Raw genomic sequence first — 23,511 nt, forward strand, 5'->3', positions numbered from 1 at the left:
CGGCAGGTGCAAGTTTTACTCTGCACCGAAAGTGTAGCGGCAGGTGCAAAGGCACGCAGGCGAGCGAAGACGCGAAGAGAATGGAGAAGTACGCGAACTAAAAACGGCACGTCCTGTGCCAAGGTTCGCATGACAAACATCCAGTTTGCCCCATAAGCGGACGAGCGAGGCAAGTAACGCAGGATGAAAGCGTTTGTCAACAGTCTGGAGCTGGTGTAATGCCAGCTTTTTTATGTATAGATTAATTAAAAAAATACTTGGCATTGCTGTTTTCATTCTTTTTCTGTACGCTAGAAATCAAGGAGTTGAGAATATGTATTTTATGACCCCAGAACAATATCAATTTGTAAAAAAACAAGCTAAGAAAATCTTAAACACATATACAACATCAAAGGATCAAAAAGTGATTCAAGCCATTCAAGCCCTTGTTCAAGAAGAAATTGATGGCAAAATTACCTTCCTGGAAATACAGCAGCAATTAGTACTTCAGCCAATCTTTGATATCCAATCAAAAGAACAGCTCGAATTATTCCTGAAGGAAATAAAGCAATATGTGGAACCGTTTAAACAGCCAACAGAAGCAGAGCTTAAAAAGTTATTTCCCAAAGATAAAAAATTAAAGCTGCCAAAACTCGAAATGTTCGATTGGCAAGAAACATCCTATTTAAGTTGGTTGGATTCAGGGACCAATCGGAAATACATCGTGTACCGAGAAGATGGGAATTTAAAAGGTGTGCGAGGTACATTCAGCAATTCGGCTAAGGTAGGGATTTGTTCGGTATGCAACCAACATGCTAAGGTGGGCATGTTGTTAGTGGCGAAAAAAGGAACCGATATGGGGACTTACACAAAAAAGGGAAACTATATTTGTGAAGATAGTGCAGCTTGTAATGAGGCATTATCAGACCTAGATAAATTCACCAATTTTGTTCATAATTTAAATTAATATAAAAAATCGAGGTGCGCTAAAAAACGCAGTCTCGATTTTTTGCTTAGTTGGTAAAATAATCATATGTATTCTTAGTTAGTAAAAGAACCGTCACGACGATAAATAATACACGAACGTAACCACTACCTTGTTTTATTGCAAATTTCGAGCCGCATATAGCTCCGATTATTTGGGCAGCTCCCATAATAAGACCATAGGCAAAATTGATTTGACCTAAAAATAAGAACATCACTAATGCCCCAATGTTACTAGCAAAATTTAAAAATTTCGCATTTCCTGCAGATTTTAAGAAATCAAAGCCAATCATTAAGAAAGCAAACATAAGAAATGAACCTGTTCCAGGCCCCAAGAAACCATCGTAAAAACCAATAGCAGAAACTAATAGTAAAAACCCTATGTATTTCTTTGTAGTAAGCTTTTTATAGGTTGAAATGCTTCCCCAATCTTTTTTAAACACTGTATAAACCGCTACGGCAGCCAACATCACGAGCATCAACGGTTTTAATAGACTTGGGTCCAATAAGTGGACAACCCATGCACCCAGCATCGATGCTATAAAAACAAAGGGAAAGATTTTAGCGATCGATTTTAAATCGATATTTCCCGAACGGTAGAATGTAATGGTGCTCGTTAAAGAACCCATTGTTCCTGCGAGTTTATTTGTTGCAACAGCAGCTGAGGGGCTCAGGCCGGTAAACATCAAGGCAGGTAGCGCTATTAATCCCCCTCCACCAACAACAGAATCAATAAATGCAGCTAAAAATCCAAAAATAAATAAGGTAACGATAAGAGAAGGATCTAAATCAATAAACATATGTAGTAACTACCTTTCAAATGAACTTAGAATATGCGGTATTTATCTATTTGAAAAAATAGTAGGAATGGAACCTTCGAGTAAAGGAGTTTTCCTACTAGGAAAGTATTTTTTGAGTTTTAAAGATTAATAGTGTTGTCATACACATATTAGTCCTAAAATTGATGGTTTTCAAGATGTTTGGGAAATAAACCCATGGATGGCCTTTGCTTTGGAGCGATTTCAAAGTGAAGGTCTATTTATTTAAATCATATTAAATATTGGTAAACATTTAATACTGTATTACATATACTGTACTATACACAGTATCAAGTAGGAGGTGAGCAGTTGAGCAACATACTGGATTCATTAAGTATAGAACTTAGAAGAGGTACCTTGACTTTAGCTGTTTTAAGTCAATTACGAACACAACAATATGGCTACTCATTAGTCCAGAAGCTGGAAAAGTCAGGAATCATCATTGAACAAAGCACTTTGTATCCGCTCTTGCGCCGCCTTGAAAAGCAAGAGCTAGTAAAAAGTATTTGGGATACGACAGAATCCAGACCCAGGAAGTATTATCTTTTAACTGAATTCGGACGTGACGTATACGAAACGCTTAAGGAAGAATGGTTAAAGAACTCAAGTGAGCTTTCTAAATTACTGGAAGGAGATGGTCATGATGAATTTAATTGAAGTTTATATAAATGAAGTAACAAGAAGATTACCGATTAAAAATCGAGAAGATATAGGTCTTGAATTGAAGTCGACAATCGAAGATATGCTCCCTGATCAATATACGGAAGAAGATGTGAAAAACGTACTTGAAGAGTTGGGAAACCCGGCAGTTTTGGCAAGCGGCTATAATGAGCGACCGATGCATCTAATTGGCCCAAAATTTTATGATATCTATGTTTCATTATTAAAAATGATTGTACCTATAGCTGCAGTTATCGCTTTTATCGTAGTTTTGACAGAATATGTTGTGGGGTTCGGTAAGGGAGATACAGTTCTAAATGTTGGCCTGATGATTTTAGGAGAAGGGATATGGAATATCGTACATGTATTTATACAGGTTTTCTTTTGGCTGACATTAACCTTTGTAATACTTGAACGAATGGATTGCAGTAAAGACGATTACCCACGTACAATGAGCTTGAATAAATGGACACCGGATGACCTAAAGAATATCCCTTATATTCCAAAGGAGAGAGTGGTTTCAAAAGGCTATGTATTGGGTAGTTTGCTTTGGACGGCCGTTTGGGGAACAATTTATTTTAATGCGGATCACTTGGCCGGTGTATATAAAGATTCCGGCAGTGGACTTGAATTTCTAATGCCGGCATTAAATCAAGATGTCCTGAACTCATTTTGGCCGTTAATCATTCTAGTTCTAGGGTTAGAGGTCGCCTTTGCCTTATTTTTGTTTATTAAGCATCAGTGGACTAGGCAAGCCGCAATCCTTAATACGATTCGTGAAATAGTGGCTATAATTGTGCTAGTTTTGCTAATATCAAATTCTAATTTCTTCAACCCGGAATTCCTGGCATATATGAACACCATCCTTGAATTTACTGAAGAACAAATTAAGCGTTTTATCATAATAATAACATTGATTTTATTCCTCCTATTTTCAATCATCAATTGTATTGATGGCTTTCGAAAAGCCAACCGATAATGTTTTCGCAAGTGCGGGTGATCTGTGATTTAGAACGCTTGGAAAATGAATGATTTACTTTGTGCATATTAATCAAAATATCCGGGGTAAAATTTACCTTTCTGCTATTAAACGGATGCTTTTTTTGCACTCCTTTCCTCCTAGAATCCAACTACTTTTTTAATAAATTTACATTATAATTACAAATATTTATTATGTATTTAAAAGTATTTTGCAACTTGAAAATTATAATCATAGAACTATTAATAAATAAAAGTCCGCAGTTGGTTTCAATGAATGAGAAGTGAACTTAATCATATCTTTATAGAGTTTGAAGGGGCATGGAGCGGGAAATAAAATAGGTTCAAAAATAAAATTTAACTTTAAAAATAGATTAATTAATAATTTTTGTGAGTGTCTTAAATTATACTAAGATAGGAAATTATCAAAATATTCAATAAAAAAATAATTTTTTGTTTATTTCGTAAATATTTTTTGCTATGATGAGAATTGTTACTCCTATTATCAGAAAATAGGGAAAAAACAAAAAAGGGGGATTTGCATTGAAAAAGAGTAATTTATTTTTGATGCTAATGTTACTAGCTTTAACTCTAGTACTTGCAGCGTGTAACTTCGGTGGCGAAGAAGAAGAACCGGCATCTGAAGATGGATCAACAGAAGGTTCTACTGAGGAGACTGCAGAAGGTGGTACAAAGGAACTTAATTTAGTTGTTACATCTGAGCCGCCATCAATGCATCCGCAATTAGCGACGGATAGTACTTCAAGTGCTGTGCTAAAACAAATTTATGAAGGTTTAACAACTTATAAAGACGGCGAAGTAGTTGAAGGTGCTGCAGAAAAGATAGAAACTAGTGAAGATGGCTTAGTTTATACATTCACTTTACGTGATGCAAAGTGGTCAAATGGAGATACAGTAACTGCTGAAGATTTTGCATATGCGTGGACTTTTGCACTTACTCCGGAAAATGCATCTGAGTATGCTTCAATCCTTTACCCAATTAAAGGAGCACAAGCTTATAACTTAGGCGAAGGTTCTGTAGAAGATTTAGGAATTAAAGTGGTTGACGAAAAAACTTTAGAAGTAACTTTAGAAAACCCAACGCCTTATTTCTTAGAATTAACAGCGTTTAAAACTTATTTCCCTATTCATAAAGCAACAGCGGAAGCAAATGAAACTTGGTATGCAGAAGCTGGGGAAACATATATCACTAACGGACCGTACACTTTAGCTGATTGGCAGCATAGTGGTTCAATGACATTGGAAAAGAATGCAAACTACTGGGATGCTGACAATGTAGCAATCGATAAAGTTAATATCGGTATGGTTGAATCGGAAGCTACTGCTGCAACAATGTTTGACGCAGGAGAAATCGATTTCTTGGGTGCTCCTTTCCAAACTGTAGCTTTAGATGTAATTGATCGCTACAAACAAGAAGGTATTTTAAATATTTCTGATTATTCAGCGATCTACATGTACAAATTCAACACAACTGACGAAGTGATGGGTAATGCCAACATTCGTAAAGCATTAACTCTTGCTATTGACCGTCAAGGGTTAATCGACAATATTACTAAAGGGGAACAATCTCCTGCACTAGGTATGGTTCCAACAGCAGTTAAAGGATTCGAAGAAGATGCTGGATATATGAAAGATAATGATGTTGAAGAAGCGAAAAAAGCGCTTGAGTTAGGTTTGCAAGAACTTGGTTTAGGTGATGCTAGCGAATTGGAGATTAAATTATCATTCAATACAAGTGAAGCACACGCTGCTATCGCTCAATTCATCCAAGAAGGATGGCGTACAAATCTAGGAATCGAAGTAACTCTGGATAACTCTGAGTGGCAGGTATACCTAGATAAATTAACTAACTTAGATTACCAAGTTGGTCGTCTAGGCTGGATCGCGGATTACAACGATGCTTATACATTCTTGGAACAATATGATTCTGCAGAAAACGGCAACAACGATACTGGTTGGGAAAATGCTGAATACACAGAGTTATTAAAGCAATCAAATAGTGAAACAGATCCGGAAAAACGTATTGAATTACTAAAACAGGCAGAAGCAATCTTAATGTCTGAATACCCTGTAGCACCAATTTACTACTATACAAACCTTTCTGTTAAGAAAGACTACGTAGAAAATATGGAACTTGACCAATTGGGTAATGTCTACCTTAAATATGTAGATATCAATAAATAATCAATAAAATAAAAAGAGTACAAACTTACCTAGGCTGCTTACAATCGAATAATCGATTCAAGCAGCCTTTTATAATGGTTGATACTTGGTTTCTGAACTGTTCGGAGTGAATAAAAAAAGGAGGTATTCATGTGCTGAGGTACATTTTTAAACGGTTGGTTTATATACTGATTGCGTTATTTATTATTATTACAGCAACATTTTTCCTAATGAAATTAGCACCTGGTAGCCCGTTTGCTAGTGAACGTGATTTCCCGCCGCAAATAGAAGAACAATTGAATGCAAAATATGGATTGGACAATCCTTGGTATATTCAATATAAGGATTACTTGGTTGATACAGTTTCTTTTGACTTCGGAGAATCGATGAAATATAAGGGGCGCTCCACAAATGATATTATTTCCGAAAGTTTCCCCATTTCTTTAACTCTTGGTATCGAAGCAATGATTCTATCAATAGGGTTGGGGATTTTCCTCGGAGTTGTTGCCGCCCTCTATCATAATAAGTTTCCTGATTACCTTGCCTCCACAATCGCGGTACTTGGGATCTCTGTACCTTCCTTTATTTTGGCAGGGCTTATGCAGTATTTCTTGGCTTTCAAACTGGATCTTTTCCCTGTTAGTGGTTGGAAGGGCTTTAATTATAGTATATTGCCAGCCCTTGCGATTGCTATTACGCATGCAGGTTTTATTGCGAAACTGACAAGGTCGAGTATGCTCGAACAAGCCAATAGTGATTATGTAAAAATGGCCCGTTCGAAGGGACTTGGAAAGTGGTCTGTCGTAATACGCCACTCCTTAAGAAATGCTCTTATGCCCGTTATAACTTATTTGGGTCCTCTTACAGCGGGAGTAGTTACAGGAAGCTTTATTATTGAACAAATATTTGCCATTCCAGGACTGGGAAGGCATTTTGTTACCAGTATAACAAACCGTGATTATACGGTGATTATGGGAACAACTGTGTTCTATTCGATTATTCTTCTATTTGCAGTACTTGTAGTTGATATTTTATATAGTGTAATTGATCCGAGAATAAAACTGAAAGGAGCGAAAAAATAATGGCTAAGAAAGATTTGCAGTTTGGAAATATAGAACCGGATAAGTTTAGAGTTGTCGGTATAAAACAAGATGAAACTGAAAAGCTTGCAGATAAATCTGTGTCATTTTGGAAAGAAGTATTTCTTCGCTTTTCACAAAATAAGCTAGCTATCTTTGGAATAATTGCTTTGGTAATTATTGCTCTATTAGCCATTTTCGTTCCTGTTTTTTCGCCTTACAGTTATCGGGAGCAATTGGGGATCTACAATGCCCCGCCATCAGCAAGCCATTGGTTTGGGACGGATGACTTGGGACGTGACGTATTCGTCCGAGTTTGGCAAGGAGCACGCATCTCGTTATTTATCGGGATTACTGCCGCAGTCATTGATTTAATTATCGGTGTTTTATGGGGAAGTATTTCCGGCCTTGCGGGGGGAAGATTAGACAACATCATGATGCGTATTGCGGACGTTTTGTCAGCGGTTCCTTATTTGCTTGTCGTTATTATTTTACTTGTAGTACTAGAACCAGGATTACTTCCGATGATTATCGCCTTGTCGATAACAGGATGGATCAATATGGCCCGAATCGTACGTGGGGAAGTGCTATCGATCAAGAATCAGGAGTATGTGCTGGCGGCTCGCACACTTGGTGCAAGTACCTGGCATTTAATCAAAAGGCATTTGGTGCCGAATGCATTGGGTGCAATTTTAGTAACGATGACTTTAACCATTCCTTCTGCCATTTTCACGGAATCTTTCTTAAGTTATTTAGGGTTGGGTGTTCCTGCACCGACTGCGAGTTGGGGAACGATGGCCTCAGAGGGAAATAAAGCACTAACCTCTGCACCATGGAGACTTTTCTTCCCGGCGTTCTTTATTTCATTAACAATTTTTGCATTCAATGCAGTGGGTGATGGACTGCGGGATGCTTTGGACCCTAAATTACGAAAATAGAGGAAGGTGAAAAAATGAAAAAGAAGTTACTGGAAGTAAATGATTTGAAGATAAATTTCAAAACGTATGCAGGAATTGTTCAAGCGGTAAGAGGAGTTAGTTTTGAGTTGTTTGAAGGAGAAACGTTGGCAATCGTGGGTGAGTCGGGTTCGGGGAAAAGTGTAACAAGCAATGCAATCATGAAACTGATTCCGCAACCACCCGGGCTCTATGCAGGCGGTGAAATAAAATTGGAAGGCCGGAATCTGATTCCATTAACAGAAAAACAAATGTCCAAGGTGCGCGGAAATGATATTGCCATGATTTTTCAAGACCCCATGACGGCTTTAAACCCAACGATGCGTATTGGACGGCAAATCACCGAAGTAATTTTAAAGCATCAAAAGATCTCGGCAAGCGAAGCAAAAGACCGAGCGATTAAATTATTGGATCTGGTTGGCATCCCAATGCCGGAGAAGCGATTTAAGCAATTTCCACATGAATTTAGTGGAGGGATGCGGCAACGGGTCGTGATTGCGATCGCACTGGCAGCTGATCCGAAACTATTAATCGCAGATGAACCAACAACTGCACTGGATGTTACCATACAGGCGCAAATTCTAGAATTAATGAAGGATATACAAAAAAAACGTGGTACATCGATTATATTCATCACGCATGATTTAGGTGTTGTTGCAAATGTAGCAGACCGTGTAGCTGTTATGTATGCTGGTCAGATTGTGGAGTACGGGACTGTAAATGATATTTTCTATAACCCCAAGCATCCTTACACTTGGGGATTGTTAGGGTCGATGCCTGATCTGAAAAACAACGTCAAGGAAGAACTGCGAACAATCCCTGGATCACCGCCCGATTTAATTCATCCCCCAAAGGGTGATGCATTTGCACCTCGTAATGAGTATGCGATGGCCATCGATTATGAAGAAGAACCGCCGATGTTCCAAGTTTCGGAAACGCATTTCGCAAAAACATGGTTATTGCACCCAGATGCTCCCGCAATTGAAGTGCCCGAATCAATATCTCGCAGAATTGAAGGTTATTTAAAGGAGGCACAAGGTAATGGCTAATAAATTACTGGAGGTCAAGAATTTAAAACAATACTTTGGTGCAGCGGGTAACCCGATTAAGGCAGTTGATGGAATCAGCTTCGATATATATGAAGGAGAGACATTGGGATTAGTGGGTGAGTCTGGATGCGGCAAATCAACTACCGGACGTTCCATCATTCGATTATATGATATTACAGACGGGGAAATCTTATTCAAGGGGAAGAACATTCATGGGAGCAAATCGAAAAAAGAATTAAAGGAATTTAATCGCGAAATGCAAATGATCTTCCAAGATCCATACGCTTCATTAAATCCCCGAATGACAGCTGGAGAAATCATTGGTGAGGGCTTTGATATCCATGGTTTATATCGGAACATGAAAGAAAGACGCGAAAGAATTGCAGAATTATTGGAGGCTGTTGGTTTAAATCGGGAGCACGCCAACCGATACGCGCATGAATTTTCAGGTGGGCAGCGTCAGCGTATCGGGATAGCTCGTGCTCTTAGCTTGAATCCAAGTTTTATCATTGCGGATGAGCCGATATCTGCACTGGACGTATCGATTCAAGCACAAGTAGTAAACTTATTAAAGAAACTACAAAGGGAACGGAATTTAACCTATTTATTTATTGCACATGATCTATCTATGGTGAAGTATATAAGCGATCGAATCGCGGTTATGTACAGAGGGAAAGTTGTGGAGCTAGGGAAATCGGATGAAATTTATAACAACCCGATACATCCTTATACAAAATCCCTGCTGTCTGCTGTGCCACTTCCTGACCCATTAACAGAAAGAGTAAGAGAGAGAATTCCATATTCGCATGAGGAAACGGAAGAATCAGGAAAATTGCATGAAGTGTTGCCGGCACATTTCGTTTATGGGACAGATAATCAAATGAAAAAATGGACAAAATGATAGAGATGATAATTCATTCGAATTTTATGGATGAATTATCATCTTTTTTTTTGAAGCATGCTAGGGAAAAATGAAGGCTAGTGGGGGAGTGAGAATATAGTGATAATTATCAATATTCTAAAATATTAGTAAAATGAATATTGTAATCATTCACTATATTCAGAAAATAATAATAACTATCTTTAGGATAGTGTTCCGTAGTATAAATTACAAAAAATTGAAATAAAGAAGAGAAAATAGTGTTTTATAAATAAATTAAATAATTTATTAGAAAAATAAAATTTTTGTTTATTTCGTTAAAACTTTTTGTTAATATAGTAAATGTTAGCTCTAATATTTCTGAAAAATGAAAATTACCAAAGTAAATTTTCTGAAAAATGGGAAATATATTACAACATTATGATAGGGGGATCCTTATGAAGAAAAATAAATTTCTGCTTCTTTCATTGTTATTAGCTCTTTCAGCAGTTTTGGCAGCTTGTAACTTTGGCGGAACAGAAGAAAAAGATAGCAGTTCATCCGATAATGGGACAGGCGCTAAAGAACTTAACTTGGTTATCGCATCTGAACCACCATCATTACATCCTCAATTAGCGACAGATAGTACTTCGAATGCAATTTTACAGAACGTTTTCGAAGGTTTAACAACTGTTAAGGATGGAGAAATCGTAAATGCGGCAGCAGACGATGTAAAAATTAGTGAAGATTTATTAACTTATACATTTACATTAAAAGATGCAAAATGGTCAAATGGTGATGCAGTTACTGCAGAAGACTTTGCTTATGCTTGGAAATTTGCATTGGATCCTGCAAATGCATCTGAATACGCTTCAATTCTTTACCCAATCAAAGGCGCTCAAGCTTTTAACTTAGGTGAAGGTACTGAAGAAGATTTAGGGATTAAAGTAATTGATGAAAAAACTCTGGAAGTTACTTTAGAAAACCCAACACCTTATTTCCTAGAGTTAACAGCATTTAAAACTTACTACCCAATTCACAAAGCAACTGCAGAAGCGAACGAGACTTGGTATGCAGAAGCAGGGGACACTTACATTACAAATGGTCCTTTCACATTAGCTGATTGGCAGCACTCAGGTTCTATCACGTTAGAGAAAAACGATTCTTACTGGGATGCTGAAAATGTTGCGTTAGATAAAGTAAACATCTCAATGGTAGAAAATGAAGCAACTGCATCTACAATGTTCGATGCTGGTGAAATTGACTTCCTAGGTGCTCCATTCCAAACTGTAGGTTTAGATGTTATTGATCGTTACAAAGAAGAAGGTATTTTAAATATCGCGGATTATTCAGGAATTTATCTATATAAATTCAATACAACAGGTGAATTCACTTCAAATGCGAACATCCGTAAAGCGTTAACATTAGCGATTGACCGTCAAGGTTTAATTGATAACGTATTAAAAGGCGAACAAACTCCAGCTTTAGGTATGGTTCCAGAAGCAGTTCCTGGATTTGAAGAGGATCGCGGCTACTTCAAAGATAACGATATCGAAGAAGCAAAAGCTGCGCTAGAAGCAGGTATGAAAGAACTTGGCATCTCTGATCCAAGTGAAATTTCAATCGGCCTTTCAATTAATACAAGTGAAGCCCACTCGGCTATCGCTCAATTTATCCAAGAAGGCTGGCATTCAAACTTAGGTATCGAAGTTACAATTGATAACTCTGAATGGCAAGTATACTTAGACAAGCTTACAAACCTAGACTATGATGTTGCTCGTATGGGTTGGATTGGTGACTACAACGATGCTTATACATTCTTGGAGCAATATGATTCTGCTGACAATGGCAACAATGATACAGGTTGGGAAAACCCTAAATATGCAGAATTATTAAAACAGTCAACTACAGAAACTGATGCAGATGCGCGTATCGATTTAATGAAACAAGCTGAAGCAATCACAATGACAGAATTCCCGGTTGCACCAATTTACTACTACACAAATCTTTCTGTTAAGAAGGACTACGTAGAAAACATGCAAACAGATGCAACAGGCAATATCTATCTTAAATATGTAGATATTAACAAATAATATATTTATTTAAGAAGTTACTATTTACTTTATTCGTAATGGTACTTAGGCTGCTTATTTCGATTTAGTGAAGTCAAGCAGCCTTTTGTACTGTTATTTTTTTCTAAAAATCTAAAGGAGGGGACAATAATGCTCAAATATATTTTAAAAAGATTAGGTTATATCTTGATTGCACTTTATTTAATCGTAACTGCTACATTTTTCTTGATGCAATTAGCACCAGGTAGTCCTTTCGCAAGTGAACGAGACTTCCCACCACAAATTGAAGCGCAGTTAAATGCAAAATATGGATTAGATAATCCTTGGTATATTCAATATAAGGATTATTTAATCGATACTGTGACATTTGATTTCGGGGAATCCATGAAATACAAAGGTCGCTCAACGAATGATATGATTACGGAGAGTTTCCCTATCTCCTTAACATTAGGTATTGAAGCTATGTTATTATCAGTAGGTTTCGGTATTTTACTAGGGGTTATTGCAGCACTATATCACAATAAGTTCCCGGATTATCTAGCATCGACAATTGCGGTATTAGGTATTTCTGTACCATCGTTCATACTAGCTGGTTTAATGCAGTACTTCATAGCATTTAAACTGGATCTTCTACCGGTAAGTGGCTGGAAAGGATTCCAATATAGTATCCTGCCAGCATTTGCAATTGCAATCACACATATGGGATTCATTGCAAAATTAACGCGTTCTAGTATGTTGGAGCAAAGCAGCAGTGACTATGTTAAAATGGCACGTGCGAAAGGACTAGGGAAGTGGACAACAGTATTCAAACATACGTTAAGAAACGCATTGCTTCCTGTTGTTACATATTTAGGTCCATTAACAGCCGGGGTTGTAACAGGTAGTTTCATCATCGAACAAATCTTTGCAATTCCTGGTTTAGGTAAACACTTCGTTACAAGTATTACAAACCGTGACTACACAGTTATTATGGGTACGACAGTATTCTATTCTATCATCCTGCTATTTGCAGTATTAATAGTAGATATTCTATACAGTGTAATTGACCCACGAATTAAATTGAAAGGAGCGAAAAAATAATGACACAAAACAATTTACAGTTGGATAAGATCTCAAAAGACAAGTTTAAAATTGTCGGTAGTCGCCAAGATGAGAACGAAAAATTGGCTGCCAAATCCGTATCGTTTTGGAAAGAAGTTATTCTTCGCTTCTCTCAAAATAAGTTAGCCATTTTTGGCGTAATCGCTTTAATCATCGTAACGCTTTTGGCGATATTTGTTCCAGTCTTCAGCCCATATAGCTATCGTGAGCAATTGGGTATTTATAATGCTGCTCCATCAGCGGCCCACTGGTTTGGTACGGACGATTTAGGGCGTGACATTTTCGTTCGTGTATGGCAAGGGGCACGTATTTCATTATTCATCGGGATTACAGCAGCAGTAATTGACTTGATCATCGGTGTTTTCTGGGGAAGTATCTCAGGACTTGCAGGTGGACGTTTAGATAATATTATGATGCGTATTGCAGATATTTTATCAGCTGTTCCTTACCTTCTGGTTGTAATTATCTTGTTGGTTGTTTTAGAGCCAGGTTTATTGCCAATGATTATTGCGTTATCGATTACAGGTTGGGTAAACATGGCCCGTATCGTGCGTGGTGAGGTATTATCCATCAAAAATCAAGAGTACGTATTAGCTGCAAGAACATTGGGGGCAACTACTGGACATTTAATTATGCGTCACATTGTTCCAAATGCATTAGGTGCTATCTTGGTTACAATGACTTTAACAATTCCGTCAGCTATTTTCACAGAATCATTCCTAAGTTACCTAGGTTTAGGGGTACCTGCACCAACAGCGAGTTGGGGGACAATGGCCTCGGAGGGTAATAAAGCACTAACATCGGCACCATGGCGCTTATTCTTCCCGGCGTTCTTTATTTCATTAACAATTTTCGCATTCAATGCTGTAGGAGACGGCTTGCGAGATGCACTAGATCCAAAATTACGTAAATAGAAGTAGGTGAGAAAAGATGAGTAAAAAACTGTTAGAGGTTAATGATTTAAAAATTAACTTTAAAACATATGCAGGAATTGTCCAAGCCGTTCGTGGAGTTAGTTTTGAGCTATATGAAGGAGAGACGCTGGCAATCGTTGGTGAATCCGGTTCAGGTAAAAGTGTTACGAGTAACTCGATTATGAAATTGATCCCGCAGCCACCCGGTATTTACGCGGGTGGGGAAATCTTGTTTGATGGACGCGATCTTGTACCGCTTTCCGAAAAGGAAATGGCGAAAGTTCGCGGTAATGATATCGCAATGATCTTCCAGGATCCGATGACAGCTTTAAACCCAACAATGCGTGTTGGCCGTCAAATCACTGAGGTTATTTTGAAGCATAATAAGAATGTTTCAAATGCTGAAGCAAAAGAACGTGCGATTAAACTACTAGATCTTGTAGGAATTCCAATGCCTGAAAAGCGTTTCCGTCAATTCCCGCATGAATTCAGTGGCGGCATGCGCCAACGTGTAGTAATCGCTATTGCATTAGCAGCAGATCCAAAATTATTAATTGCCGATGAACCAACAACAGCACTTGACGTTACAATTCAAGCGCAAATTCTGGAGTTAATGAAAGATATTCAAAAGAAAAGCAATACATCAATCATCTTTATCACACATGATTTAGGTGTCGTAGCAAACGTTGCTGACCGTGTTGCAGTTATGTATGCAGGACAAATCGTGGAATACGGAACAGTAAATGATATCTTCTATAATCCAAGACATCCGTATACTTGGGGATTATTGGGATCAATGCCTGATCTGAAGAATAATGTAAAAGAAGAATTACGTACGATTCCAGGTTCTCCACCAGACTTGATCCACCCTCCAAAGGGAGACGCTTTTGCAGCACGCAATGAATATGCGATGGCAATCGATTATGAACAAGAACCGCCAATGTTCAAAATTTCGGATACACATTATGCAAAAACATGGTTGTTGCACCCTGATGCACCGGAAGTTCCGATTCCAGATCAAGTACAACAAAGAATTGATGGTTATTTAAAGGAGGCTGAAGAAAATGGCAAATAAGTTACTGGAAGTTAAAAACTTAAAGCAGCATTTCGGTACTTCTTCTAATCCTATTAAAGCGGTAGATGGTATTACTTTTGATGTGTACGAAGGGGAAACTCTTGGTTTAGTAGGTGAATCCGGTTGTGGTAAATCGACTACGGGCCGTTCGATTATTCGCCTATACGATATCACGGATGGACAAATCCTCTTTAAAGGCAAAGATATTCATGCTGGTAAATCACGCCAGGAATTAAAGGAATTTAACCGTGAAATGCAAATGATCTTCCAGGATCCTTATGCATCATTAAATCCTCGTATGACTGCCGGCGAGATTATTAGCGAAGGCTTTGATATCCATGGTTTATACAAAAATAAAAAAGAACGCCAAGAGCATATCGGTAACCTGCTTGAAGCGGTAGGTTTAAACCGCGAGCACGCCAATCGCTATGCCCATGAGTTCTCGGGTGGTCAGCGTCAACGTATCGGGATTGCCCGTGCATTAAGCTTGGACCCAAGCTTTATCATTGCCGATGAGCCAATCTCAGCCCTAGACGTATCGATCCAGGCACAAGTAGTTAACTTATTGAAAAAACTGCAAAAGGAACGTAACCTGACATATTTATTCATCGCCCATGATTTATCGATGGTAAAATACATTAGTGACCGAATTGCGGTTATGTACCGTGGACGAATTGTTGAACTTGGGGAAGCCAATGAAATCTACAATAACCCAATTCATCCATATACAAAATCATTGCTTTCAGCAGTACCACTACCGGATCCACTGACTGAAAGAAAACGTACAAGAATTCCATACAACCATGAAGAAACAACTGAAGAAATCAAAGTACATGAAGTATTGCCAAACCATTTTGTTTACGGCTCAGATAGCCAAATCAAAAAATGGACAAAGTAACTTTGTGAGCATGACTTTCGATATGCATACGTAGAAGGGACACTCTCAGGATGAGGTGTCTCTTCTTTATTCATTGTGACTTTTGAGGAGCGTAGCATGCTTAAAATACAGAAAATGGCCTATAGAGAACACGCAGCCTACTATGTAAGCTGCGCAATAATTCCGGAAAGCTTAAGAGTTGCAACTTTTGTGGGCGGGCCTTTACATAAGCACCTAGACAAGTCGTAGAGACAACAAGTTGACTCTGCGGCTTGTGTGCTTAGACCGCCCACCTAAGCTAACATAACTTAGTATCTTTATTAGTAATATAACCAGCCATCTCTCGTGTTTAATTGTTAGTCTTACTAAATATTTATTGACATTTCTGAGTAATTTGAATATAATAAGGGAAATAATGTGAAAAAGAGGTGAAGTATTATGACAAATGTATATGCGATTGTAAACAAGCGATTTGGTTTGTCTAATTTCACTCACCTCAAAGTACGGAGTTAAAGCCTTCTTTAATTTTAAATGAAGGTGTATTTAATTTTATTCTCTTTGAATGTGTTGAAACCTTTGACTGCCAAATCGCAGCTCATAGGTTTTTTATTTTGCGGAATTTCAAATTAACAACACATATAACGGAGGAATTAGAATTGAATATAAAATCATTAGGATTTACTAACTTTTTCGAGGATCAATTAAGTGCGCTATTGAAGGAGAAAAAATACGAAAAGTGTGTTCCTGCTCGAGTGACTCTTGAGCATAAACATTCCTATCGAGTAATTTCTGAAAATGGCGAATGGCTGGCTTCTGTATCAGGTCTCTATGCATATGAAGCACTTGAACGAGTGGAATACCCGGCGGTGGGTGACTGGGTGCTTGTCGAGAAAATGGAAGGTGAAAACCGGGCAATCATTCATAAACTTTTGAATAGAAAATCGCAGTTTTCACGTAAAATAGCAGGTCGGGAAATCGAAGAACAGCTTGTAGCCACAAATGTAGACTTAGTCCTTCTCGTAATGAGCTTAAATGCGGACTTTAATATTCGTCGATTGGAGCGTTATTTAGTAGCTGCTTGGGATTCCGGAGCCACTCCTATCATCGTCTTAACAAAGGCGGATTTATGTGAAGATGTCGACAGGTATTTGAAAGAGGCACAGGCGGTGGCATTGGGTATAGACATATTTGTAACGAGCTCTTATACAGGAGAGGGAGTTGAGCAGATTCGTGCTTTATTTAAGGAAGGTATCACCGGAGCTTTACTCGGTTCGTCAGGTGCAGGCAAGTCGACATTAACCAATGCATTATATGGAGACGATTTGATGGAAGTGTCGGGAATTAGAGAAGATGATGCAAAAGGGAGACATACAACTACTCATCGCGAGCTTGTAAGATTACCTGGTGGTGGTTGTCTGATCGACACTCCTGGAATGAGGGAGCTGCAGCTATGGGATCAAGGGGATAGCCTATCTTCAAGTTTTCAGGATATCGAGGACTTAGCCTCTACTTGTCGTTACCGGGATTGTACACACAAGAGTGAACCCGGATGTGCCGTGAACTCGGCAATTGATAATGGCGACCTTGAATACTCAAGATTGCAAAGTTACTTCAAGCTACAAAAAGAACTGGCATTTATAGAAAGAAAAACAAACACTCAGGCAAAACTTGCCGAACAACGCAAATGGAAGCAAATTTCAAAGGGGCAAAAGAAAAAGTATAAATAATCCAATATCAACAGGAACCAATCTACTACCGAAGTAGTCAATATAGTATAATATGCTAAAGCCAACGAAAAACACGTTGGCTTATTTTTTCGTGAATGATTAAAAGAAAATTTGAATAGGGTGTAATAATAGAGTAGCATTAGGATAGAGAAACTAGTGCTAGAGTTGCCACACTATAGATTTATACATAAGGAGAGAATGAATGGAAACCTGGATTACAACAATTATGGAGGACTTTGGATACTTAGGGGTATTCTTATTAATCATGCTGGAAAATTTATTCCCTCCAATCCCTTCAGAAGTGATTTTAACCTTTGGCGGGTTTATGACGATTTCCACAGATTTAACGGTGACAGGCGTTATCATTGCATCTACAATCGGGTCGGTAGCTGGTGCAATAATTCTTTATGGAATTGGTGCGATTGTAGGAATCAAAAGAATTGAAAGATTTGTTGATAAATGGGGTAAAATTCTGCGGTTGACAAGTACTGATATCCATAAGGCCAATGGATGGTTCGAGAAATACGATGTTTGGACTGTATTCTTCTGTCGCTTTATTCCATTGATACGCAGTTTAATTTCATTGCCAGCTGGTCTTGCAAAAATGAATTTCTGGATCTTTTTAATACTTACGACATTGGGTACCTTAATCTGGAATATGGTACTCGTGAATTTAGGAGCAGCATTAGGAAATTCGTGGGAAACTGTTGTTCATTATATGGACATCTACTCAAACTTCGCCTATGCAGCCCTAGTCATCATCTTTATATTGGTTGTCATTCGCTTCTACAGAAAAAAGATGAAAAACTAAAAAAAGAGGAATCCCTAAGCAAATCGGGATTCCTCTTTTTATTATGATGCTGCCTTTTCAACCTTATCTTTTGGTAGGAAGAATGCAACGATGAGGAGGATCGGTAAAATAGAAACGATTTTTATTGTTGTTTCGATGCCAATTGCATCAAGTAAAAAACCTATGACAACAGCTCCGATCGCTCCCATTCCAAATGCAAATCCAGTTGTGAGGCCTGCCATCGTACCAATCTTGCTTGGAACCAGTTCCTGCGCATAAACAACCGTAACAGAGAAACTAATCATGATTAATGTCCCAATAATGATCAGGAAGATAAGCACCAACCAAATCGGCATATACGGAAGTAGCAGGCAGAAGGGAAGTGGACCCACTACAGAGAGAAGAATAACGTTCTTTCTTCCAATTCTGTCGGACAAGGAGCCCCCGAAAAACGTTCCTATGACTCCTACAGCCATAAAGATGAAAATGAAGACTTGTCCTGTTCTTAAAGTTAAATCATAATGATCCATTAAGTAGAACACATAAAAGTTTGTAATATTGGTTGTGTAAAAGGAGCGGGCAAAAATGACAATAAGTAATAGGCCCAATGCAATTTTAACTTGTTTCTTTGTAAGTGGCGGCAGAGAAGAAATAAGCACTTTTTTCTTTTTCTTCTCTAGTTTTTCTGCCTGCAATTGCTGCATATACCATCTAGATATTTTAAGTAAGATGGCGATGCCAATTGCGGTTAATAATAAGACAATCGCTGCTCCATGCTGTCCGTATATATCTAATATGAATGCACTGATCAATGGTGCCAAGGCTTGACCTGAATTCCCCCCGACTTGATAGATCGATTGAGCAAGTCCTCTTTTATTGCCTGCTGACATGAATGATACCCTTGACCCTTCTGGGTGAAAGATGGCTGATCCAAAACCTAAAAATAAAACGGAGACAAGGATCAACCAATAAGATTCTGCTAAAACAAGCATCAGTAAACCTGCAAAGGAACTCACCATGCCAATAGGTAATGCGTATGGCATAGGTTTCTTATCACTAACGAATCCGACAACCGGTTGAAGTGTAGAAGAAAACATATTTAAGACAAATGAAATAATACCAAGTTCGGTAAAAGATAAACCTAAATCACGCTCCAGCAGCGGAAACATGGCAGGTACGACCGATTGCATCGTATCGTTGATTAGATGGGCTACCCCAATTGCAATCATAACCGGATAAATGGGATTGTTGGGCGTAGCATTATGGTCCTTCATAATTGAAATTCACACCTTTATATAAAATTGTATATACCATTATACCCCTTTCTTAGTTGATTTACGGAATATAGTTTACAAACTTATCCTCTAGGTATAGATATGCTGGCTTGCCAGGAGAAGGAAAGCAAATAATATAATAAAAAGAGATTTCGGTAGGGGTACCGAAATCTCTTTTTTAAGTATTAATAAGCTAAGCCGTATAAGGCTTTGATATGTGATAAATAGCGTACGTGACTTGCTTCCTTCATTAATGATGCTGGAAGACCTTTTAGTGGGATATTGTTGCTTCCCACAGTAGCTACACCGTCTTTACGTCCAAGACTTGCTAGTGTACCAGAGTTGACAGGGTTAAATACTTCAAGTTTTTTTCCATCTAATGTTGCATATAAGTTATACCCTGCAGTTTCACCCATTTGCCAAGCTACTTGAGCAGTAGGTGCAAATAATGGGCGACCACCATCAGCCGGAAGAGCAACAGAAGCATCCCCAATAACAAATACTTCAGGGTGAGATTTAGAACGTAAGTATTCGTCAATAATAGCTTTACCGCGATCACATTCAAGTCCTGATTCTTGTACCAATGGAAGTGCTGCAACTCCACCAGTCCAGATGAATGTGTTTGCTTCGATTGTAGAGCCGTCTTTCAAAGAAATTTTATTTCCTTCTACACCTGTAACGGGAAGACCAGTTAAGAACTCAACGCCACGTTTTGTTAAGCTTTCTGTAGCACGTGCGATTAGATCATCAGGGAGAACCGGTAGGATTTTAGGACCGGCTTCAACAAGTTTGATGCTTAATTCCTTGAAATCTATGCCGTATTTTCTAGCGATTTTAGGGAAGTTGTCCACGATTTCGCCAACTAGTTCCACACCAGTTAAACCGCCTCCACCAATTACGATTGTTGCATCTGCAGGATTTTTTGTTTTTGCATAAGCTGCAATTTTGCTCTCGATATGGTGATTGATACGGTTTGCATCATCAACAGATTTTAGGACCATACTGTTTTCTTCAAGACCAGGGATGCCGAAGAAGCCGGTTTGACTGCCAAGAGCAACTACTAGATTGTCATATTCCATTACAGAGCCATCAATCATATGAACTTCTTTATGTTCTACCGAGAATGACTTCACTTCATTTACTACTACATTTACATCTTTATCTTTAAATAGTTTTGTTAAAGGGAAAGAAATTGCACGTTCTGTAGTAGTACCGCCTGCAAGACGGTGTAATTCAGTAATCAGTTGGTGAGTCGGGTATTTATTCACCACTGTTACTCTCGCTTCTTCTTTACTTACAAAGTTACGCAATGTTAGAGCAGTGAGTAGACCACCATAACCTGCACCTAAGATGACGATTTCTTTTGCCATGATAAATCCTCCGTCCATACTAGTTAAATATAAGGAAACTATTCTTGAATTTTACGTTCTGCTTGGATTTCTAAAAATGCATTTGCGAAGCGGAAGAGCTTTTGTGCTTCAGGATCTTTTAATAGTTTTAATAGGCCGAATAAACCAATTGTTTCGTTTGTAGCATCGGCACGATCTTTTGCTTCAATCGCAGTGGCAGCCAAACTTTTAACCGAACCAATAACAGGCTCCGACATCTCTTTAATAGCACTTACAGTATCGCTTTTTAATACTTCATCTGTTGCTACTAATTGAGCTAAATCGTAAGTCTTTGTTAAGAGTGTTACGACTTCAGTCAGCTTTGGTAGTTGTTCTACTAAAGTAGTTAATGATTCTTGAACTTCAGGCTTTAATAATTGGTCAAGTAAATCTGTTCTTCCTGTAAGTAAGCTTTGCTGAGCTTGAGTCAATTCTTCTGACATATCCAATTCTCCTTTACATTTTGCCTCTAGTGCATTTTGCTTTGAAAAAGATTGAAGAAAATTTCACATACAGTCATACAACACACACTGAAATTTAAACAAATTTTTCTCCATAGTGAAAACCTATACATTTCCAATAATAAACTAAATATTCTCGTAATCCTATAGTTCTTTGTTAAAAATCTAAATGTTAGTTTTATATTAGAAAATTTATAATATAAAAACAACTTATAATTAATAACGAAAGATCTTGCTGAGAGAATTGGTCAAATGATTGTGCTGGTGATTTTTACACTATGAATTATACGACTTAATTCTTGCATTTTCTAATAAGAATTATATTTTTACCAAAGCAAAAACATGAATTAGTTACTTATGCATATCGGACTTTAGTGTTTCTGGTCGTTTGGAAGGATAGTGGTTTCTTTCTTTTTAAACTTTTCGCTATAATTTGTTGCCTCCATTAATGCCCTTTCTTCAGTAGGGATTCGGACGGCCAGCATGGCAAAGTTAAGCAGCGTAAAGCATATTGCTGTGAAATAGGCCTGAAACATAAGCGGAAGCAGTAAGATTTCAATACAAACAACAAGATAGTTTGGATGTCGGAATAATCGGTATGGTCCTTTTTTTACAACATTAGCTCCAGGTAGAATGATAATTTTTGTATTCCAGAAAGGACCCAGGGATGCCAGGCACCAAACTCTTAAAACTTGCACTAGGAAGAATAAAATAAAGAGCCATATAAATAATGGTGAAATGGTTCTTTCAAAGACAACGACTTCAATAATTAAACTGATAAAAAAACCTACATGAAGTGCAATCATAATAGGATAGTGGGAAGCACCCGCTTCATAAGCACCTGCAGCAAGCATCCTTTTTTCATTTCTTCTTGCAATAATTACCTCGATTATTCGCTGCAAAATGACGATGGATACAAACAAGACAAAGAACATCGTTAATCCCTCCATTGAAGTAATAATGCCTCTCCGCTAAACCCAGGACCAAGTGCCAGCAACAGACCGTAAGAATCGGATTTTGCTTCTCTCAACATAAATTGTTCCAGTACGTAATGAACCGTTGGAGAGGACATATTGCCGTTATTTTGAAGTATCTCTCTTGAGATGGCAGTATGCTGTTCGTTCATATTTAAAGTTTCTTCATATGCCGCTAAAACTTTTTTTCCTCCAGGATGGGCTACTAGGTGATCAATTTGTTCCTTTGAAAGATTTTGTTCTGCTAAAAACTCGTTAATAAATGGTCCTAACCATTTGCTGATGACTGTAGGGATGTCCCTGGAAAAAATAACATGCAGTCCATCATTTTTTACATCCCAACCCATCACATCTTCCGAATCCGGCATCCATTTCGAAGCAGTGTTTACTATATAAGGCAAGGGCTTGTTTGACTTAAATGATACGTTATCGCCACTAACTAAAAGACAGGATACCCCATCTGCAAAAAGGGAAGCGCCTACTAAATTACTCTTAGAATAATCATTTGGTTGAAATGTCAGGCTGCAAAGTTCCAAACAGACCACGAGTACTTTTGCATCTGGATGTGCTAAACAATAGTCAAATGCCCGACTAATTCCAGCTGCACCACCCGCGCATCCGAGTCCCCAAATAGGTATACGCTTCATGCGGTCCGAAAATTCTAGTTTATTCATGATTCGTGCATCTATGCTCGGCGTAGAAATCCCTGTACTAGATACGAAAATGATCATGTCAATCTCTTTAGGAGAGAGAGGCTGGTTTAAAAAAGTGGTGTTTGAGAGACAGGATTCAATGACTTTAACACCATAATCCACCGCTAAATCAATATATAAATTATTGCGCTCCTCAAAACTATGTTCTTTCTTGTGCCATTCCAAAGGAACACAAAAATGACGCTGTTTTATTTCGCCGTTTTTAAATACTCTTAATAAACGCTCAAGCTGAGGGATATTGTCCGTGAAAAGTTCCTTAGTTAGTTGTTCAATATTATTTTGCTCCAATTTATATGGAGGATTGTATGTACTAATGGATGAAATCTTTGGCATTATAAAACTCCTTTTAGACTTAGTTTCCCCTTGTGAGTATGAAGTATGCATAAATGGAAGTGGTTTCTAAGGGAGAATTTAAAAGAAGTTAAAAAGGAGTTGGTCAAACCCCGGTGGACTATTGTTCGGAAGCTTCGAGGTTCTCATGGGTGATAGGTTTTTAAAAGCAATCTAAGTAGAATAAAAAATAAAGAGGATGAAACGCATTATAGGCTCAATTGGGGTTAGAGACGCGTTTGATAAGGGGGATGAAACGCGTTAAAAGG

Annotated in this window: 21 protein-coding genes; 15 read left to right on the top strand and 6 right to left on the bottom strand. The window is 38.1% G+C overall.

Going from position 1 to position 23,511, the window contains the following annotated elements; all coding sequences use genetic code 11:
* Positions 1-313 precede the first annotated feature (313 nt).
* The gene (locus QYB95_RS16510) at positions 314-946 is read left to right on the top strand and encodes a FusB/FusC family EF-G-binding protein (protein ID WP_301139478.1); all 633 of its coding nucleotides are present in this window, start codon (positions 314-316) and stop codon (positions 944-946) included.
* Between the two features lie 46 nt (positions 947-992).
* Here QYB95_RS16510 and QYB95_RS16515 read toward each other — a convergent pair whose 3' ends face one another.
* Positions 993-1,763: a TSUP family transporter gene (locus QYB95_RS16515; protein ID WP_301139479.1), complete on the bottom strand. Its 771-nt coding sequence runs from the start codon at positions 1,761-1,763 to the stop codon at positions 993-995.
* Positions 1,764-2,090: 327 nt separating this feature from the next.
* Between QYB95_RS16515 and QYB95_RS16520 the strand changes: the two genes are divergently transcribed.
* The 14 genes from QYB95_RS16520 (at position 2,091) to QYB95_RS16585 (ending at position 18,123) form a co-directional block, all read left to right on the top strand.
* Positions 2,091-2,438 (top strand): PadR family transcriptional regulator, encoded by a 348-nt coding sequence (locus QYB95_RS16520; RefSeq protein ID WP_301139480.1) that lies wholly within the window; start codon positions 2,091-2,093, stop codon positions 2,436-2,438.
* Positions 2,422-3,420 (top strand): HAAS signaling domain-containing protein, encoded by a 999-nt coding sequence (locus QYB95_RS16525; RefSeq protein ID WP_345783729.1) that lies wholly within the window; start codon positions 2,422-2,424, stop codon positions 3,418-3,420. Before QYB95_RS16520 ends, QYB95_RS16525 begins: the two co-directional genes overlap by 17 nt.
* Positions 3,421-3,986: 566 nt before the next feature.
* Positions 3,987-5,624, top strand: a complete 1,638-nt coding sequence (locus QYB95_RS16530) for a peptide ABC transporter substrate-binding protein (protein WP_301139542.1) — start codon at positions 3,987-3,989, stop codon at positions 5,622-5,624.
* A 131-nt stretch (positions 5,625-5,755) separates the two neighbouring features.
* Positions 5,756-6,685: an ABC transporter permease gene (locus QYB95_RS16535; protein WP_301139481.1), complete on the top strand. Its 930-nt coding sequence runs from the start codon at positions 5,756-5,758 to the stop codon at positions 6,683-6,685.
* Entirely contained in the window at positions 6,685-7,620 is a 936-nt protein-coding gene (locus QYB95_RS16540) for an ABC transporter permease (protein WP_301139482.1), read from the top strand. The genes QYB95_RS16535 and QYB95_RS16540 overlap by 1 nt, the downstream gene beginning before the upstream one ends.
* Positions 7,621-7,634: 14 nt before the next feature.
* Positions 7,635-8,687 carry an ABC transporter ATP-binding protein gene (locus tag QYB95_RS16545; RefSeq protein ID WP_301139483.1) on the top strand — a complete coding sequence of 351 codons (1,053 nt, stop codon included), beginning with the start codon at positions 7,635-7,637 and terminating at the stop codon, positions 8,685-8,687.
* Positions 8,680-9,588 carry an ABC transporter ATP-binding protein gene (locus tag QYB95_RS16550; RefSeq protein ID WP_301139484.1) on the top strand — a complete coding sequence of 303 codons (909 nt, stop codon included), beginning with the start codon at positions 8,680-8,682 and terminating at the stop codon, positions 9,586-9,588. The genes QYB95_RS16545 and QYB95_RS16550 overlap by 8 nt, the downstream gene beginning before the upstream one ends.
* Before the next feature lie 416 nt (positions 9,589-10,004).
* Entirely contained in the window at positions 10,005-11,639 is a 1,635-nt protein-coding gene (locus tag QYB95_RS16555; RefSeq protein WP_301139485.1) for a peptide ABC transporter substrate-binding protein, read from the top strand.
* Between the two features lie 129 nt (positions 11,640-11,768).
* Positions 11,769-12,698, top strand: coding sequence for an ABC transporter permease (locus tag QYB95_RS16560; RefSeq protein WP_301139486.1), 930 nt, complete (start codon positions 11,769-11,771; stop codon positions 12,696-12,698).
* Positions 12,698-13,633 (top strand): ABC transporter permease, encoded by a 936-nt coding sequence (locus QYB95_RS16565; protein ID WP_301139487.1) that lies wholly within the window; start codon positions 12,698-12,700, stop codon positions 13,631-13,633. The genes QYB95_RS16560 and QYB95_RS16565 overlap by 1 nt, the downstream gene beginning before the upstream one ends.
* Positions 13,634-13,649: 16 nt before the next feature.
* Entirely contained in the window at positions 13,650-14,708 is a 1,059-nt protein-coding gene (locus tag QYB95_RS16570) for an ABC transporter ATP-binding protein (protein WP_301139488.1), read from the top strand.
* Positions 14,698-15,606: an ABC transporter ATP-binding protein gene (locus QYB95_RS16575; protein ID WP_301139489.1), complete on the top strand. Its 909-nt coding sequence runs from the start codon at positions 14,698-14,700 to the stop codon at positions 15,604-15,606. The genes QYB95_RS16570 and QYB95_RS16575 overlap by 11 nt, the downstream gene beginning before the upstream one ends.
* Positions 15,607-16,241: 635 nt before the next feature.
* On the top strand, positions 16,242-17,312 hold the full coding sequence (gene rsgA, locus QYB95_RS16580; RefSeq protein ID WP_301139490.1) for a ribosome small subunit-dependent GTPase A: 1,071 nt from the start codon (positions 16,242-16,244) through the stop codon (positions 17,310-17,312).
* A 202-nt stretch (positions 17,313-17,514) separates the two neighbouring features.
* Positions 17,515-18,123, top strand: a complete 609-nt coding sequence (locus tag QYB95_RS16585) for a DedA family protein (RefSeq protein ID WP_301139491.1) — start codon at positions 17,515-17,517, stop codon at positions 18,121-18,123.
* Between the two features lie 41 nt (positions 18,124-18,164).
* Here QYB95_RS16585 and QYB95_RS16590 read toward each other — a convergent pair whose 3' ends face one another.
* The 5 genes from QYB95_RS16590 to QYB95_RS16610 all read right to left on the bottom strand — a co-directional run bounded on the left by QYB95_RS16590 (position 18,165) and on the right by QYB95_RS16610 (position 23,245).
* Positions 18,165-19,376: an MFS transporter gene (locus QYB95_RS16590; protein WP_301139492.1), complete on the bottom strand. Its 1,212-nt coding sequence runs from the start codon at positions 19,374-19,376 to the stop codon at positions 18,165-18,167.
* Between the two features lie 185 nt (positions 19,377-19,561).
* Positions 19,562-20,746 carry an NAD(P)/FAD-dependent oxidoreductase gene (locus QYB95_RS16595; RefSeq protein WP_301139493.1) on the bottom strand — a complete coding sequence of 395 codons (1,185 nt, stop codon included), beginning with the start codon at positions 20,744-20,746 and terminating at the stop codon, positions 19,562-19,564.
* A gap of 38 nt (positions 20,747-20,784) precedes the next feature.
* Complete coding sequence (locus QYB95_RS16600) at positions 20,785-21,207, bottom strand: DUF1641 domain-containing protein (protein ID WP_301139494.1); 423 nt, start codon at positions 21,205-21,207, stop codon at positions 20,785-20,787.
* Between the two features lie 389 nt (positions 21,208-21,596).
* Positions 21,597-22,160, bottom strand: a complete 564-nt coding sequence (locus QYB95_RS16605) for an isoprenylcysteine carboxyl methyltransferase family protein (RefSeq protein WP_301139495.1) — start codon at positions 22,158-22,160, stop codon at positions 21,597-21,599.
* 2 nt (positions 22,161-22,162) lie between these two features.
* Positions 22,163-23,245 (bottom strand): type III polyketide synthase, encoded by a 1,083-nt coding sequence (locus QYB95_RS16610; RefSeq protein ID WP_301139496.1) that lies wholly within the window; start codon positions 23,243-23,245, stop codon positions 22,163-22,165.
* Between the last annotated feature and the right edge of the window lie 266 nt (positions 23,246-23,511).

Origin of the sequence: Ureibacillus aquaedulcis (genome assembly GCF_030418165.1) — a bacterium.
GTDB lineage: Bacteria > Bacillota > Bacilli > Bacillales_A > Planococcaceae > Ureibacillus > Ureibacillus aquaedulcis.

Coding starts and splice junctions, on each gene's coding strand:
- QYB95_RS16510 (WP_301139478.1), top strand. CDS start 314: ATGTATTTTATGACCCCAGAACAATATCAATTTGTAAAAAAACAAGCT.
- QYB95_RS16515 (WP_301139479.1), bottom strand. CDS start 1,763: ATGTTTATTGATTTAGATCCTTCTCTTATCGTTACCTTATTTATTTTT.
- QYB95_RS16525 (WP_345783729.1), top strand. CDS start 2,422: ATGATGAATTTAATTGAAGTTTATATAAATGAAGTAACAAGAAGATTA.
- QYB95_RS16530 (WP_301139542.1), top strand. CDS start 3,987: ATGCTAATGTTACTAGCTTTAACTCTAGTACTTGCAGCGTGTAACTTC.
- QYB95_RS16540 (WP_301139482.1), top strand. CDS start 6,685: ATGGCTAAGAAAGATTTGCAGTTTGGAAATATAGAACCGGATAAGTTT.
- QYB95_RS16545 (WP_301139483.1), top strand. CDS start 7,635: ATGAAAAAGAAGTTACTGGAAGTAAATGATTTGAAGATAAATTTCAAA.
- QYB95_RS16550 (WP_301139484.1), top strand. CDS start 8,680: ATGGCTAATAAATTACTGGAGGTCAAGAATTTAAAACAATACTTTGGT.
- QYB95_RS16555 (WP_301139485.1), top strand. CDS start 10,005: ATGAAGAAAAATAAATTTCTGCTTCTTTCATTGTTATTAGCTCTTTCA.
- QYB95_RS16560 (WP_301139486.1), top strand. CDS start 11,769: ATGCTCAAATATATTTTAAAAAGATTAGGTTATATCTTGATTGCACTT.
- QYB95_RS16565 (WP_301139487.1), top strand. CDS start 12,698: ATGACACAAAACAATTTACAGTTGGATAAGATCTCAAAAGACAAGTTT.
- QYB95_RS16570 (WP_301139488.1), top strand. CDS start 13,650: ATGAGTAAAAAACTGTTAGAGGTTAATGATTTAAAAATTAACTTTAAA.
- QYB95_RS16575 (WP_301139489.1), top strand. CDS start 14,698: ATGGCAAATAAGTTACTGGAAGTTAAAAACTTAAAGCAGCATTTCGGT.
- QYB95_RS16585 (WP_301139491.1), top strand. CDS start 17,515: ATGGAAACCTGGATTACAACAATTATGGAGGACTTTGGATACTTAGGG.
- QYB95_RS16590 (WP_301139492.1), bottom strand. CDS start 19,376: ATGAAGGACCATAATGCTACGCCCAACAATCCCATTTATCCGGTTATG.
- QYB95_RS16595 (WP_301139493.1), bottom strand. CDS start 20,746: ATGGCAAAAGAAATCGTCATCTTAGGTGCAGGTTATGGTGGTCTACTC.
- QYB95_RS16600 (WP_301139494.1), bottom strand. CDS start 21,207: ATGTCAGAAGAATTGACTCAAGCTCAGCAAAGCTTACTTACAGGAAGA.
- QYB95_RS16605 (WP_301139495.1), bottom strand. CDS start 22,160: ATGTTCTTTGTCTTGTTTGTATCCATCGTCATTTTGCAGCGAATAATC.
- QYB95_RS16610 (WP_301139496.1), bottom strand. CDS start 23,245: ATGCCAAAGATTTCATCCATTAGTACATACAATCCTCCATATAAATTG.